This window comes from Enterobacter sp. Ap-1006 (genome assembly GCF_011752835.1).
GTDB lineage: Bacteria > Pseudomonadota > Gammaproteobacteria > Enterobacterales > Enterobacteriaceae > Cedecea.
In genome coordinates this window covers 117,193-131,397 of sequence record NZ_VWWU01000002.1, presented here as the reverse complement: position 1 = coordinate 131,397, position 14,205 = coordinate 117,193, and the positions used below count along the sequence as shown (strand labels likewise).

Annotated in this window: 14 protein-coding genes; 3 read left to right on the top strand and 11 right to left on the bottom strand. The window is 54.4% G+C overall.

Annotated features, from left to right (window positions below; genetic code table 11):
- Nucleotides 1–13 precede the first annotated feature (13 nt).
- The 3 genes from gmuD to punC all read right to left on the bottom strand — a co-directional run bounded on the left by gmuD (nt 14) and on the right by punC (nt 4,279).
- Entirely contained in the window at nt 14–1,405 is a 1,392-nt protein-coding gene (gene gmuD, locus F3J28_RS07945) for a 6-phospho-beta-glucosidase GmuD (protein ID WP_166874762.1), read from the bottom strand.
- A 226-nt stretch (nt 1,406–1,631) separates the two neighbouring features.
- The gene (gene cfa / locus F3J28_RS07940; RefSeq protein ID WP_166874760.1) at nt 1,632–2,780 is read right to left on the bottom strand and encodes a cyclopropane fatty acyl phospholipid synthase; all 1,149 of its coding nucleotides are present in this window, start codon (nt 2,778–2,780) and stop codon (nt 1,632–1,634) included.
- Between the two features lie 296 nt (nt 2,781–3,076).
- Nucleotides 3,077–4,279 (bottom strand): purine nucleoside transporter PunC, encoded by a 1,203-nt coding sequence (gene punC, locus F3J28_RS07935; RefSeq protein ID WP_166874758.1) that lies wholly within the window; start codon nt 4,277–4,279, stop codon nt 3,077–3,079.
- A 114-nt stretch (nt 4,280–4,393) separates the two neighbouring features.
- Here punC and punR point away from each other — a divergent pair, with 114 nt between their 5' ends.
- On the top strand, nt 4,394–5,332 hold the full coding sequence (gene punR, locus F3J28_RS07930; RefSeq protein ID WP_166874755.1) for a DNA-binding transcriptional activator PunR: 939 nt from the start codon (nt 4,394–4,396) through the stop codon (nt 5,330–5,332).
- Here the strand turns inward: punR and purR are convergent.
- On the bottom strand, nt 5,329–6,354 hold the full coding sequence (gene purR / locus F3J28_RS07925; RefSeq protein ID WP_008456478.1) for an HTH-type transcriptional repressor PurR: 1,026 nt from the start codon (nt 6,352–6,354) through the stop codon (nt 5,329–5,331). The genes punR and purR overlap by 4 nt on opposite strands.
- 292 nt (nt 6,355–6,646) lie before the next feature.
- Here purR and cydH point away from each other — a divergent pair, with 292 nt between their 5' ends.
- Nucleotides 6,647–6,736, top strand: coding sequence for a cytochrome bd-I oxidase subunit CydH (gene cydH, locus F3J28_RS07920; protein ID WP_008456477.1), 90 nt, complete (start codon nt 6,647–6,649; stop codon nt 6,734–6,736).
- Nucleotides 6,737–6,818: 82 nt separating this feature from the next.
- Here cydH and sodB read toward each other — a convergent pair whose 3' ends face one another.
- Nucleotides 6,819–7,400 carry a superoxide dismutase [Fe] gene (gene sodB, locus F3J28_RS07915; protein WP_166874752.1) on the bottom strand — a complete coding sequence of 194 codons (582 nt, stop codon included), beginning with the start codon at nt 7,398–7,400 and terminating at the stop codon, nt 6,819–6,821.
- A gap of 170 nt (nt 7,401–7,570) precedes the next feature.
- The gene (locus F3J28_RS07910; RefSeq protein WP_166874750.1) at nt 7,571–8,416 is read right to left on the bottom strand and encodes a C40 family peptidase; all 846 of its coding nucleotides are present in this window, start codon (nt 8,414–8,416) and stop codon (nt 7,571–7,573) included.
- A 362-nt stretch (nt 8,417–8,778) separates the two neighbouring features.
- Here F3J28_RS07910 and F3J28_RS07905 point away from each other — a divergent pair, with 362 nt between their 5' ends.
- Nucleotides 8,779–9,123 (top strand): Grx4 family monothiol glutaredoxin, encoded by a 345-nt coding sequence (locus tag F3J28_RS07905; RefSeq protein ID WP_008456474.1) that lies wholly within the window; start codon nt 8,779–8,781, stop codon nt 9,121–9,123.
- 41 nt (nt 9,124–9,164) lie between these two features.
- On the opposite strand, the gene rnt is transcribed toward F3J28_RS07905, so the two are convergent.
- From rnt to eptA, 5 genes are all read right to left on the bottom strand, one after another.
- Nucleotides 9,165–9,824 carry a ribonuclease T gene (gene rnt / locus F3J28_RS07900; protein ID WP_008456473.1) on the bottom strand — a complete coding sequence of 220 codons (660 nt, stop codon included), beginning with the start codon at nt 9,822–9,824 and terminating at the stop codon, nt 9,165–9,167.
- Between the two features lie 274 nt (nt 9,825–10,098).
- A complete protein-coding gene (gene gloA / locus F3J28_RS07895; protein WP_166874747.1) occupies nt 10,099–10,506 on the bottom strand; it encodes a lactoylglutathione lyase in 408 nt (135 codons plus the stop codon).
- 88 nt (nt 10,507–10,594) lie between these two features.
- The gene (locus tag F3J28_RS07890; RefSeq protein ID WP_166874745.1) at nt 10,595–11,692 is read right to left on the bottom strand and encodes an alkene reductase; all 1,098 of its coding nucleotides are present in this window, start codon (nt 11,690–11,692) and stop codon (nt 10,595–10,597) included.
- Nucleotides 11,693–11,745: 53 nt separating this feature from the next.
- Nucleotides 11,746–12,345 carry a TetR/AcrR family transcriptional regulator gene (locus tag F3J28_RS07885; RefSeq protein WP_008456467.1) on the bottom strand — a complete coding sequence of 200 codons (600 nt, stop codon included), beginning with the start codon at nt 12,343–12,345 and terminating at the stop codon, nt 11,746–11,748.
- A 71-nt stretch (nt 12,346–12,416) separates the two neighbouring features.
- Complete coding sequence (eptA, locus tag F3J28_RS07880; RefSeq protein ID WP_166874741.1) at nt 12,417–14,045, bottom strand: phosphoethanolamine transferase EptA; 1,629 nt, start codon at nt 14,043–14,045, stop codon at nt 12,417–12,419.
- Nucleotides 14,046–14,205 lie beyond the last annotated feature (160 nt).

Below are 14,205 nucleotides of genomic sequence, written 5' to 3'. Positions count from 1 at the left end.
TTCTTAATCAGGATTAATCTTCTTCGTTAAACCCGTTTTCGACTGCAGTTTTCATAAACCACTCGCCGCTTTTCTTAATCGTGCGCTGCTGGGTAGTGAGATCCAGCGACACAAAGCCATAGCGGTTTTTGTAGGCGTTACACCACGACCAGTTATCGATAAAGGTCCACATGTGGTAGCCAAGGCAGTTGCTGCCCTCGCTGATGCCCTTATGCAGCCACTTCAGGTGGTCACGAACGAAATCAATCCGGTAATCATCGTTGATTTGGCCGTTGTCGATAAAGCGCTGTTCGTTTTCGACGCCCATGCCGTTTTCTGAAATATAGCAGGCCGGGTTGCCGTAATTTTCACGCAGATTGGTGAGAATGTCGTAGATCCCGCGCTCGTAGATTTCCCAGCCGCGATAAGGGTTCATTTTGCGACCCGGCATTTCGTAGGACTCAAAGAACCACTCCGGCATAAACGGACTTTCCGGGTTAACCAGCGTGTCGCGACACTTAATGCGGCGCGGCTGGTAGTAGTTAATCCCCAGTAAGTCTACGACACCCGTGGCGAGCAGGGCTTTGTCCTCAGGCTGACAGGCCGGAAGTTTATCGTGCTCTTTCAGGAACGCGACCAGCTCAGCAGGATATTCACCGCGCAGTGCCGGGTCGAGGAAACTGCGGTTAAACATCAGGTCGGCCAGGTTGGCGGCCTTTACGTCAGCCGGGTTTTGTGAACGAGGGTAAGATGGCGTCAGGTTGAGAATGATGCCAATCTGGCCGTCATCGCTGCGGGCATGGTAAGCCTTGACCGCTTTAGCGTGGGCAAGCATGGTGTGGTAAGCGACGGTCACCGCGCGGTTGAAATCCACCACGTTAGGGTAGTGGTAGTCATAGAGGTAGCCGCATTCAACCGGAACAACCGGCTCGTTGAAGGTAAACCAGTGCTTCACGCGATCGCCGAAAAGCTCGAAACAGGTATTGGCGTAAGCGGCGTAGGCGTCAACCACTTCACGGCTTTCCCAGCCGCCTTTTTCCTGCATCACCATTGGCATATCAAAGTGGTACAGGTTGATAAATGGCTTAATGCCCTGAGCCAACAGTTCGTCAATCACCTGGTTATAGAAGTCAACCGCCAGCGGGTTGACTTCACCCGTGCCCTCGGGAATCAGACGAGCCCAGGAAATGGAGGTGCGGAAAGTATTGTGATTGAGCTTTTTCAGCAGGGCGATGTCCTGCTTCCAGCGCTGATAAAAAGTTGAGGTGTTTTGCGGCCCGACGCCGTGGTGGAAACGGTTGGGCTGCTCGGCGAACCATCGGTCCCAGATGGTTTCAGATTTGCCAAAGTTCAGCGCTTCGCCCTCGGTTTGTGGGCCGGAGGCTGCGCTGCCCCACCAGAAATGCTCAGGAAATGCGTATTTCATCGTTATCCTCACGGTCTGACCTGCCATCTCCGACAGGCAATCATTGATACGGCTAATGCCCAGATTGTCTGTGATTGATGAAACCGGTTTCCATCCCAGGAAATAATATCTGTTAAGCAGATCAAGCCGCTAAGCGCAGACAGGGCTAAACCTGTGAGGTGAATCACATTGGTGCGCAAAGAGAGACAATTGAAAAGAAGAAAACCCGGCATTCACCGGGTCTGTTTTAACGAGGTACGCGCAGGCCGTGCTCAATGCCCCGGCTGAAGACAACCTGCCAGAGCTGAATGTCGCGCGCCCGGAAAGCGCCGGCGCAGGCATTCAGGTAGTAGCTAAACATCCTTTTAAAGCGCTCAGAATAGTTGCCTTCGATTTCTGACCAGGTTGCCAGAAAACGCTCGTGCCAGGCCATCAGCGTTTTGTCATAGTCGGCGCCGAAATTGTGCCAGTCTTCCATCACAAAATGCGGTTCGCTGGCGTCGGCAATCTGCCGCACCGACGGCAGGCAGCCATTAGGGAAAATGTACTTATTGATCCACGGATCGACATTATTGTCGGTCTTTTTAGAACCTATTGTGTGCAGCAGGAAAATGCCGTCCGGCTTGAGGTTGCGGTCGGCAACGTCAAAGTAGGTGGCATAATTTTTAGGCCCGACGTGCTCAAACATGCCGACGGAAACAATGCGGTCAAATTGTTCGTTCAGGTCGCGGTAGTCCTGTAAAAGGATGGTGACATCCAGGCCTTTGCAACGCGCCTGCGCCATTTTTTGCTGTTCCGCGGAGATCGTCACACCAAAGACGGATACGCCATAGTTGCGTGCTGCAAACTCGGCCAGACCGCCCCAGCCGCAGCCGATATCCAACAGCTTCATACCGGGTTTCAGCTGCAGTTTTTCGCAGATCATTTTGAGCTTGGCATCCTGTGCGTCGCTGAGATTTGTCGCGTCTTTCCAGTAACCGCAGGAGTATTGCATGTGCTTGTCCAGCATCCGGCTGAACAGATCGTTGCCAAGATCGTAATGCTCTTTCCCGACTATCCATGCGCGTTTTTTAGACTGCAGGTTAACCAGTCTTGCCGCCGCAATGCGCAGGGTATCTTTGAAATGGTGGGGGAGTTGGTTTTCCAGCCCGGCACGCAGGACTTTAGTGAAAAAGATATCCAGCCGTTCACATTCCCACCAGCCGTCCATATAGCTTTCGCCAAGGCCGAGAGAACCTTCCTGCAGAACACGTTTAAAAAAGTTCGGGTTTTTGACCTGAATATCAAAGGGGTTTGGGCCGTTGAGGGTGATACCTGCCCGGCTCAGCATTTCATTTGCGATACGATACCATTCGTTATCTCGTACGCTCACTTCTTCTATACACGATGAACTCATAGCTTCTCCATCACCTTGTTGTGATCAGAACCTTAAAACAGCGTAGACGCTATTCCCGGCTTGTGAGAACTCTCACGGAAAATTCCGCGTGCCTGATATCCGACGTAGAACAGAGAAAGGGGGGATTCTCCCTTACTGAAAGGCCATCCATGGAAAAACGGAAGCGCTCCGGCTTCCGCAAAATAAAATTGATAAGGCTTATCGTAGAACCGCAATTACTATAAGCCCGTTTAATTGAGGGTTCAATGGAATATTGTTAGCAAGCTAATCACACAACATTCACATTATCATGCAGGTTACTGTGCGCGGGACAGCTCGCTGTGGCCCTTGTTTGGTGCTTCGCGTTGGGCCGCGTGTTGCAGGGCATAGCCCAGCCCAGCAAGCAGGACTGTCGCCAGCATCACGCTGGTGGTGGTCAGCAGCGGCGTAGTGACCAGCCAGGAAACCATTAAGCTTGCCAGGAAGCAAAGCCCAAGCTGCAGGGTGTTTTGCAGGGCTGCGGCTTTCCCGGTTGCCTGCGGGAAAGGCAGCAGGGCCGAGGACACCACGATAGGGTAGATGGCGCCGTTCGCCGCGGCCATCACGCAGAATGGGATAAGCAGTAGCGTCAGATTAGCATGGCCGCTCATCGCCACGCCCCAGGTGGCGACCACGCTCAGGGTATACAGGGCCAGCAGCCACGGAAGTAGCTGTTTGCCAGTCCACTTTTGCAGCGCGCTGCGGCAGCCATAGCCACCAACCAGGAAAGCGACAGTCTGCGGCATGTAGCTCAGGCCAATCGCCGCAGGGCTGTAGCCCATCTCATTCAGAATAAACGGCGAGCCGGTAAGCCAGGCGAAAAAGCTGGCGGAACAGGCGGCGTAAATCAGCACGTTGCCGCCGTAAACGCGGGAACGTAATAAAGAGAAGAAGCTGACTTTATTGCCTTCGGTTTGCTCGTGGTGCTGAGTCCGGGGCTTGAGGCGCAGCGTGGGGATCATCAGCAGCAAAGCGACGGCGAACAGCACGGCGAAAATAGCCTGCCATTCAAAATGGTTCAGCAGCCAGCTGCCGAGCAGCGGGGCAAGCGCCGGAGAAAGCCCGACCAGCGGCATGATGGTGGCAAAAATGCGACCGGCGCGGTTGGCGGGATAATAATCCGTCACCAGAGCCTGCCAGCTAACTGCGGCCGAGCAGACGCCCACGGCCTGAATAAAGCGCAGCACCAGCAGCGTGGTGGCATCCTGCACCCAAAGCATCCCGATACAGCCGGCGGCAAACATGGCCAGGCCAATCAACAGCACAGGTTTACGCCCGAAGCGGTCGGAAAGCGGGCCCCAGATTAGCTGGGCAAAAGCAAAGCCGGCGAGGAACAGGCTCAGGCTGGCACTCACGGCGGAGGCGGTGGTACCCAGATCTTGTTGAATAGCGGCAAAGGCGGGCAGGTACATGTCGGTGGCCAGGAAACCCAGCACGCTCAGCCCCGCAAGCCAGATAAGAAATCCCTTTGATGGTTGCATATTTCACTCTTGATTTTGATAGCAGGTTAACGGGGCAGGAGTCTACGGAGTGCAAAACCGCTTGTGAAACGCTAATATTTGCAAATTGCATTCAAATTTTTTGCAGGCAGAAATATGTGGTCTGAATATTCGCTGGAAGTGGTTGATGCCGTGGCGCGAAACGGCAGCTTTAGCGGTGCAGCCCAGGAGCTGCATCGCGTGCCTTCTGCCATCAGCTACACGGTGCGTCAGCTTGAAGAGTGGCTGGCCGTGCCGCTGTTTGAACGGCGTCATCGGGACGTTGAACTGACCGCCGCCGGGGCGTTTTTTCTTAAAGAAGGTCGGTCTGTTATCAAAAAAATGATGGCAACGCGCCAGCAGTGCCAGCAGATAGCGAACGGCTGGCGTGGGCACCTGTCCATTGCGGTAGACAATATCGTTAAACCTGAGCGTACTCGCCAGCTGGTGCTGGATTTTTATCGTCATTTCCCTGATATCGAGTTAAGGGTTTCCCAGGAAGTGTTCAACGGCGTGTGGGATGCGCTTGCCGACGGGCGAGTTGAGGCGGCGATTGGCGCCACGCAGGCTATCCCGGTCGGGGGGCGTTACGCATTTCGGGACATGGGGGCGCTGAGCTGGCGCTGCGTGGTTTCCGCTGACCATCCGCTTGCGCAACGGGAAGGCATCATTCTGGATGATGACATTCGTCCCTGGCCATCCCTTGTGCTGGAAGACACATCCCGTTCGTTACCCAAGCGCATTACCTGGCTGCTGGACAACCAGCGTCGCGTGGTGGTGCCGGACTGGGCGTCAGGAGCGGATTGCCTGACGGCGGGATTATGCATTGGTATGGTGCCCACGCACATTGCACAGCCGTGGCTCGTCAGGGGCGACTGGAAAGAGCTGATGCTGGAGAATCCATTCCCGGACGCGGCCTGCTGCTTAACCTGGCGGCAGGATGATGCTTCGCCCGCTTTGAGCTGGCTGCTGGACTATTTGGGTGACAGTGAAACGATGAATCAGGAGTGGCTGCAGGAGCCGGGTAACATATTCCCGGCCCCCGAAGAGGCTTAGCGGCGGTAATCGCGGAACGGGCCGTCAGCCACCGAGCGGCGTTCAATCAGACGAGGATGGACTTCAATCGTCTGCGACTCTTCGCGCTTATTAATGATGCGGTCGAGCAGCATGTTAAACGCCGTTTCGCCCAGGCGCTCTTTCGGCTGGTGGATTGTGGTCAGCGCCGGAGAGAAATAGCGGGCGTTGCGCACGTTGTCGTAGCCGATGATAGAAATGTCCTGCGGCACGCGCAGCCCCATTTCGTCTGCGGCGCAAATTGCACCCATGGCCATAATATCGCCGCCGCAGAAAACGGCGGTAGGGCGATGCGGCTGGTTAAGCAGTTGCTGCATGGCGCGATAACCAGACTCTGGTTCGAAATCACCCTGAACCACCCAGTTATCCGGCACTTTGATATTGGCTTCTTCAAGCGCCTTCAGGAACCCTGCATGGCGGCCGCCGCCGGTATTTCGCTCCAGCTGACCCGGAATAGCACCGATATCGCGATGGCCACGTTCAATCAGGTAGCGGCCCGCGAGGTAGCCGCCGTGGAAGGCATTATCGACCACGGAATCGGTAAAGTCCGCACGAGCTTCGCCCCAGTCCATCACCACCATCGGAATATGGCGGTACTCTTCCAGGGTTGAAAGCAGCGTCTCAGGGTATTCGGAACACATGACCAGCAGCCCATCCACGCGTTTTTGCGCCATCATGGACAGGTATGCGCGCTGCTTTTCAAAGTTGTTGTGCGCGTTGCCCAGAATCAGGGTGTAGCCCTTGGCGAAACAGCTGTTCTCAACGGATTCAATAATTTCCGCAAAATAAGGGGCTTCGCTTGAGGTGGCAAGCAGGCCGATAGATTTGGTGTGGTTGACCTTCAGGCTGCGAGCCACGGCGCTAGGCGAATAGTGCAGCTCTTTGATAGCTGCCCAGACGGCGTTGCGCGTCTCTTCCGCCACAAAACGGGTCTTGTTAATGACATGTGACACAGTGGTAGTGGAAACGTTTGCGCGCTTTGCTACGTCCTTAATCGTTGCCATTAGATGTCACTCCAGACCATATCGTAAACTCCTGATAACTCATGTGTTAAACGTTTGCCTTCGCTAACTCCTGGGGCAACACGTTGGTTGCAGGCCTGTCGGGGATGCGACATACAGCGGGAGGAGGGCGTTGCCGGGCGATACGCGGTAAATTAGCGAAGGATTTTGGCTTATCCCGGGGCAAAGTGGAAGAGGGAAAACCGATATCTGTGCAAATCCAGCAGGATTTTTATCGCTAATTGTGGGAAAATCACCCCACATACACTTTGTAGGGAAATAAAAGGAGCTTACGATGAGTACCGATCTGAAGTTTTCCGTGGTGACTACGGTTATCGTACTGAGTCTGATTGTTGCCGGGGCGCTAACCGCCGTCCTGCACTGATTTACAAAGGGCCGCTTTCGCGGCCCTTCTCGTATACAGAAGAAAAGCGTTGCTTCTCTCCTTCATGGTTAACCGCTAAAAATCAGCCCGCCAGGTTTTGCGCAACAAATTCCCAGTTGACCAGCGCCCAGAAGTGGTCGAGATAAACCGGGCGCGCGTTGCGGTAATCGATGTAGTAAGCATGTTCCCATACGTCCACGGTCAGCAGCGGTTTTGCTCCGGTTGTTAACGGGGTGCCTGCGTTAGAGGTCGAGACGATAGCCAGGCTGCCGTCGCTATTTTTCACCAGCCATGTCCAGCCGGAGCCAAAGTTTTTGATGGCCGCTTCGGTGAACTGCTTTTTAAAGGCTTCCACGCTGCCAAAAGCGTGGTTGATGGCTGCCAGCACGTCACCGGTCGGCTCCCCGCCGGCATTCGGCGCCAGGCAGTGCCAGTAGAACGTATGGTTCCAGACCTGGGCCGCATTATTGAAGATCCCGCCGTCAGATCCTGTCACGATCTCTTCCAGCGTTTTACCTTCAAACGGGCTGCCTTTGATCAGATTATTCAGGTTAGTGACGTAGGCCTGGTGGTGTTTGCCGTAATGGTATTCGAGGGTTTCGGCTGAGATATGCGGTGCCAGCGCATCTTTGGCATAGGGCAGGGCGGGTAGTTCGAACGACATGGCTTCACTCCTTGTTATTTTGCTTCACAATATAACTACATTTTGTGTGGTCATAAGGTTAGCAAATTACGAGAGTGCAAAAAAGCGCAATGAAACAACAAAATAAAACAGCCCGTGCCGGGCTGTTAATATTTTAATCAGTCTGATTAGCCCGAAAGGGCGCGATAAGTTTAACGAATAGTTTTTGGCGTCATGACCCGGCGGGCGCCCACGTAATGGCGCTGCCAGTAATCTTCGCTCAGGGAGGTGATCTGAATATCGCGGCCGCTGCGCGGGGACTGAATAAACTTCCCGTTGCCAACGTAGACGCCAACGTGATCGGCGGTGCCACGGCCCTGGGTACGGAAGAACACCAGGTCACCGCTTTCCAGTTCGCCGCGGTCAACGGAGGAGGCATCGCGCAGGTGATACATTTCATTGGCGGTGCGTGGAATACGGATATTCACCAGATCTTTATAAGCGTAATAAATCAGCCCGCTGCAGTCGAAACCTGTGCGTGGGGAAGTACCTCCCCAGCGATACGGTTTTCCAATTTGCCCCATCAGCTTGTTCATGGCCGTTTTTTGCGCTTTCTGCACGCGCACTTTATGCGCCTGCGCGATGCTCAGATTTTTTTCCGACTTCACCTTAACGCACTGCTTTTTATGCCCTTTACGATGAGTGCATTTTTCAGTGTAGGTAACGGTGGCTGAGGCTGGCTGTAGGGCTAATTTCTGCGAGGTTTTTTTGCTGCTAGTTTTAGAGAAGGTGCTGCTTTTGCCTGAGGTGGTGTGTTTTGCCACTTTGGCTTTCGCCGGTGAGGTTGTTTTTTTACCGGACTTCTTTGTGGAGGCTGTGCTGACCTTCGATTTTGCTTTCTCTTTACCCTTGTTGCTTTTACTGGTTGTTGTCTTGGCCGGATGGCCTTTTTGTGCAACAGGATGGCGGGCGTGCTCGGACGCCTGCGCCAATGGAGTATAGGGCAAAGCAAATAGCAGAGCACATAGCGTGATAGAGATTTTATTTATCCGCGCCACTCGTCAATCCCCTGATAAATGAAGACACGATACTAACCATCATGCCTGCGTATGATTTTTGCGAAACCCGACGATTCTAATGCATAAAAGCCGATAATGTTAATAGGCAAATACTATTTAACGGTCAAAAGTGGAAGCTATAGCTAAAAAATTAGCCATTCCAGGGTGTTATCCGCTGTTTAATTGATCTTGAATGAAGCAAATTGCTCATTTTCGCGCGCCGTAAAAGTGTTATTCTTAAGGTATGTTTGCGCGCCAGGCGGGGGAAAGAGAAACCCTGATAAAAATGGTGTTTTCTGCCCGGGGCGCAACTGGCTACAATGGCAGGCTATTGCCGTATCAAGGTTTGAGGAAGCAAGACAATGAGCACTATTGAAAAAATTCAACGCCAGATCGCAGAGAACCCGATTCTTCTCTATATGAAAGGTTCCCCGAAGCTGCCGAGCTGCGGCTTCTCCGCTCAGGCCGTTCAGGCGCTGTCCGCCTGCGGCGAGCGTTTCGCCTATGTGGATATTCTGCAGAACCCGGACATTCGTGCTGAGCTGCCAAAATACGCTAACTGGCCAACGTTCCCGCAGCTGTGGGTGGACGGTGAGCTGGTCGGCGGCTGCGACATCATCATCGAGATGTACCAGCGCGGCGAACTGCAGGCGCTGATCAAAGAGACTGCAGAGAAGCACAAATCTGAAGAGCCAGGCGCAGAATAATTTCGCCGGCCAGTAAAAAAGCGACCCTAAGGTCGCTTTTTTTATGCTTCAGATTCCGGTTCGTCGGCCAGCGGCAGCGGCCAGCCGCCGAGGCGCTTCCAACGGTTGACGATTTCGCAGAACAGCAGGGCGGTTTGCTCGGTGTCGTACAGGGCGGAGTGGGCCTGCGAGCTGTCAAACTTCTGGCCTGCGGCGATGCAGGCTTTGGCCAGCACGGTTTGCCCCAGCACCAGGCCGCTCAGGGCCGCGGTATCAAACGTCACAAACGGGTGGAACGGGTTGCGTTTCAAAGAGGCTCGCTCTGCCGCCGCCATCATAAAGCTGTGGTCGAACGTGGCGTTGTGCGCCACCATAATCGCCCGGCTGCAGCCGCTGTCTTTAATGCCTTTTCGCACGGTTTTGAAAATCGCGTGCAGGGCATCGTATTCGCTGACGGCACCACGCAGGGGGTTATGCGGGTCAATACCGTTGAACGCCAGGGCTTCAGGTTGCAGGTTCGCGCCCTCAAACGGATCGACATGGAAGTGCAGCGTTTCGTCGGGGGATAACCAGCCGTCTTCATCCATCTTCAGGGTAACGGCGGCGATTTCCAGTAACGCATCGGTTTTAGCGTTAAAACCTGCGGTTTCAACGTCGATCACTACCGGATAAAAACCACGAAAACGGTCGCACAGGCCATGCAATTGCGTGTTGTCTGACATCAGCTTCTCTTAATACGGGGAAAATGCAGCGCGCATTATGGCAAATTTCGGGGAGTGTTGCAGTAAAGGCCGCACAACGTGCGCCTTCAGGGTGTGGATAACTCACCAATAATAGGAGAGGCGGCCCGAAGTCATTATGAAATAAACCAGAAAAATCAATTCATTGATTTTCATCTGTTAACCACAAAGAGGGAAAAAGCACGCTTTTTCCCTCTTTATTAGCAACCTTCAGAGCGCACAACACGCACCTTGTTTGACGCTAATCGCCTGAAAATCAGTTACCCAGGCCTTTGCCCGCGTGCTTCTCTTCGATCAGCTCGATTTTGTAACCGTCCGGATCTTCAACAAAAGCGATAACGGTGGTGCCGCCTTTTACAGGGCCGGCTTCACGGGTCACGTTGCCGCCGTTATTGCGAATACGTTCGCAGGCGTCTGCGGCGCTATCCACGCTCAGCGCGATGTGGCCGTAAGCGGTGCCCAGCTCATAGCTGTCCACGCCCCAGTTATAGGTCAGTTCGATAACCGCCGTGTCGCTTTCATCGCCATAGCCGACAAATGCGAGAGAGTATTTGTATTCGGTGTTTTCGCTGGTACGCAGCAATTTCATGCCCAGCACTTTGGTATAAAACTCGATGGAGCGTTGCAGGTCGCCAACGCGCAGCATGGTATGAAGTAGACGCATAAAATCCTCGTCGAATGAGACAGTTATTTCTGGAGTCGTTGAGTATAGCGGCGTTTGCGCGCCGCTATCAATGAAAGGTACTGCGGAGTTACAGCGTTGGGTAGTCGGTGTAGCCTTCCGCGCCGCCGCCATAGAAGGACTCTGGGCGCTGTGGGTTCAGCTCGGCATTTTTGTGCAGACGAGCGACCAGGTCCGGGTTGGCAATGAACGAACGGCCAAACGCGACGGCGTCGATCAGGCCTTTGCCGATCAGATCTTCCGCTTTCTCCGGGGTATAGGCGCCAGCGCCAACGATCACACCGCTAAAACGCTCACGGACTTTGGCACGGAATGCCTCGGTGTACGGTTCGCCACCGGCCCAGTCCGGCTCGGACATATGCAGATAAGCAATGCCGCGTTTGCCCAGCTCTTCAATCAGGTACAGCGCGTCAGCCTCTTCGTCCGGGCCGTTGTCCACGTTCTGGAAGGAGCCAATCGGTGATACGCGGATCCCGATGCGGTCGGCACCCCATTCTTTGATCCCGGCATCAACCACTTCCAGCACCAGGCGAGCGCGGTTCTCGCGGCTGCCGCCATATTCGTCGGTACGGTGGTTAGAAGAAGGAGACAGGAACTGGTGCAGCAGATAGCCGTGGGCAGAGTGCAGCTCAACCAGGTCAAAACCGGCGTCACGTGCATTGCCAATTGCTTTGCGGAAGTCATCCACGATGCCCGGAATTTCGTTCAGTTCCAGCGCGCGAGGCATGGAAGTATCTTCGCGAACGGCGTTGCCGTTTTCGTCACGCAGCGAGGTACGGGTCCCGGCACTCAGCGCGGAAGGCGCGACCGGAGCCTGTTGGCCTGGCTGGAGGGTAAAGTGGGAAATACGGCCGGTGTGCCACAGCTGTACCGCCATGTGGCCTTTTTCAGCGTGCACGCCAGCGGTGATTTTTTTCCACGCGGCGATTTGCTCTTCGCTGTGCAGGCCCGGAGCGCCGGCGTAGCCTTTAGCCTGGGCGGACATCTGGGTTGCTTCGCTGATGATAAGCCCGGCGCTGGCGCGCTGGCGGTAATATTCCCCCATCAGCGGGGTTGGGATATCCCCTGGCTCAATACTGCGCAGGCGCGTCAGCGGAGCCATAAAGATACGGTTTGGTACGGTAATAGCGCCAACTTTGAGCGGCGTAAACAGTTTATCTGCTGACATGGTGTTTCCTCAAGTAGACCGGTCGTCTAGTAATTCAGTAAATAAAAAACCTGTCAGGCGACAGGTTCTGCCAATAGGATTCTTACGTGTGCTAGCGCGCTTTCCAGCGGCAGCGCGCTGCGGGAAATTTTTGCCTGCAGGCTGGCGCCTACCCACAGCGAGTACAGCACCATGGCCTGCTCCAGCGCTTCGCCTTCAAAGCGCAGGCTTTTTTCGCTGCGGCCTTTCTCCAGGGCATCAGCAAGCAGAGAGATTAGCTGTGAGCCGCCGTTATTCAGCGCGCCACGCATATCTTCCGAAAGATCACAGACTTCTGCTGAGAGTTTCACTATCAGGCAGTTACTCAGGTTTCCGCTCTGGCAGAAGTAGCTCAGCATATCCTGGTACCACTTCAGCAGGCGCTGGCGATAATTGCCTTCGCCGTGCGAAAAGTGTTCCGCCACGCGCAGATTAGAAGCCTGGTAATAGCGCTCCAGCATTGCCACGCCAAACGCTTCTTTTGAGCGGAAGTAGTGGTAGAAAGAGCCTTTGGGCACTTCTGCGGTGCGCAACAATTCGCTTAACCCCATGCCGGTAAAGCCCCGGGCAAGGCACAGCCGCTCGCCAATGGCGAGGAGATGTTCGCGAGTGTCGTGTTCAGGATGTCGATTCATGCGCTCAAATGTAGTAGACCAGTCAGTCTAATGCAATAGGCGGCGGTCATTTTTTTGTGACCCCCATCTCATTAGCTTCTGCGGCAGTCGGCAAGAATATCCGTATCTTTTTGATAAACCGAACTATGAATATTCATCATACCCAGCAGGGTGGAGAACAAATTGTCCTGGGACACGGCGTCGCTGGCGGCCTTATTGGCCAGGCACTCGCTGTCCAGCGCAAAGCTTCGCTGGTAATCCTGTGACAGCCAGAACAGCAGCGGGATATGCGTTTGCTGCGAAGGCGCGAGCATATACGGCGTACCGTGCAGGTAAATACCGCTTTCCCCGAGAGATTCCCCGTGATCGGCCAGGTAAACCAGCGCCGTATTCAGTTTATCCTGATGCTGTTTCAGCTTGTCGATAGTGCGGCTCAGCACGTCGTCGGTGTGCAGGATAGTATTGTCGTAGGTGTTAATCAGCGCCTGGCGGTCACAGTCCTGAATTTGATTACTGTCGCAGGTGGGGGTGAAACGGCGGAAGCTGGCCGGATAGCGCTGGTAATAAGCTGGCCCGTGGCTGCCCATCAGATGCAGCACCAGGACGGTATCCCGCTGCAGGCCGTCGAGAACATTGTCCAGGCGGTGGAGAAGCACATCGTCAAAGCAGGCGCCGTCTTTGCAGTAAACGTCCAGCTTCCACTGGGTCATATCCGTATGCGGAACACGGTCGCAGGCGCCTTTGCAGCCGCCGTCGTTATCCCGCCACAGCACGTTCACGCCGCCGTGGGCTAATACGTCCAGCAGGCCTTCCTGGTGCCGGGCGAGATCCGCATCGTAGGTTTTACGCGGCATCACTGAGAACATACAGGGCACAGAAACCGCGGTTTCCGTCCCGCAGGACGAGGCGTTCTGGAAGTAAATCACGCCCTGTTTTTTGAGCTGAGGATTGGTCTCACGCCCATAGCCGCCCAGCGAATAGTTCTCGGCTCTTGAGGCTTCACCTACGACCAACATCACCAGCGTTTTCTTCGGCTGCTGTTTAATTAGCGGGCCTCTTTGCGCGTCTTCGCCAATTTTAATTAGCGTCTGATCCCCGGCAAACCAGCGTTCTTTGCTGTAGCGGCTAATGGCACTGATGTAGTTTGCGGGCGTGACCATTTTCACCACGCTTTTATTGTTCCGGAACAGCGACGCGTAATCTTTGTAAAACACGGCGGCGATGAGGATTATCACCAGCAGTCCGGCGAGAATGCCGACCAGGCGAGTCAGCACGGTATGCCACCAGCGCGCCGGCTGAACCTTCACCAGGGAAAGCAACAGGGCGGGGATAATACCCAGCAAGGCCAGCCAGCTGACCAGCTGCGGCGTAACCAGCGCGGTGGCTTCCTGGGAATCTGTTTCAAACACGTTGACCATCATGTTTTTATCAATGACGGCGCCGTAGGTGAACATAAAATAGTTGCTGGCAGCGCAGCCGATGACCAGCAGCACCAGCACGGGTTTGCGCAGCCAGGGCAGGTTCACCACGCTGAAAATCATTAGCCAGCCGCAGAACAGGACCACCGGCACCGAAGCGGCAAACAGCCAGCTATGGAGCGAGTCCGGGGCAATTAGCTGCCAGCTGCGGTGGATAAAAAGAGAATTGATCAGCGTAAAGAAAAATGCGCAGCAGAGGTTAAACTGTGCATCGTTACACTGTAACTTTTTTAAAAGGTTCATATAAGCCGTGAATACAAAACTGAATATGCGCTATCCTGGAGAGAGAAGATTAGTTGAACCTTAATTTTCAGCCGCTTTCAGTCGAGAGGCGATTTTTTAGCCGCCCCGCTTGCATCCGGGGCAGACTCAGGCTTCAATTGATGCAAAGTCGTTAATGAGG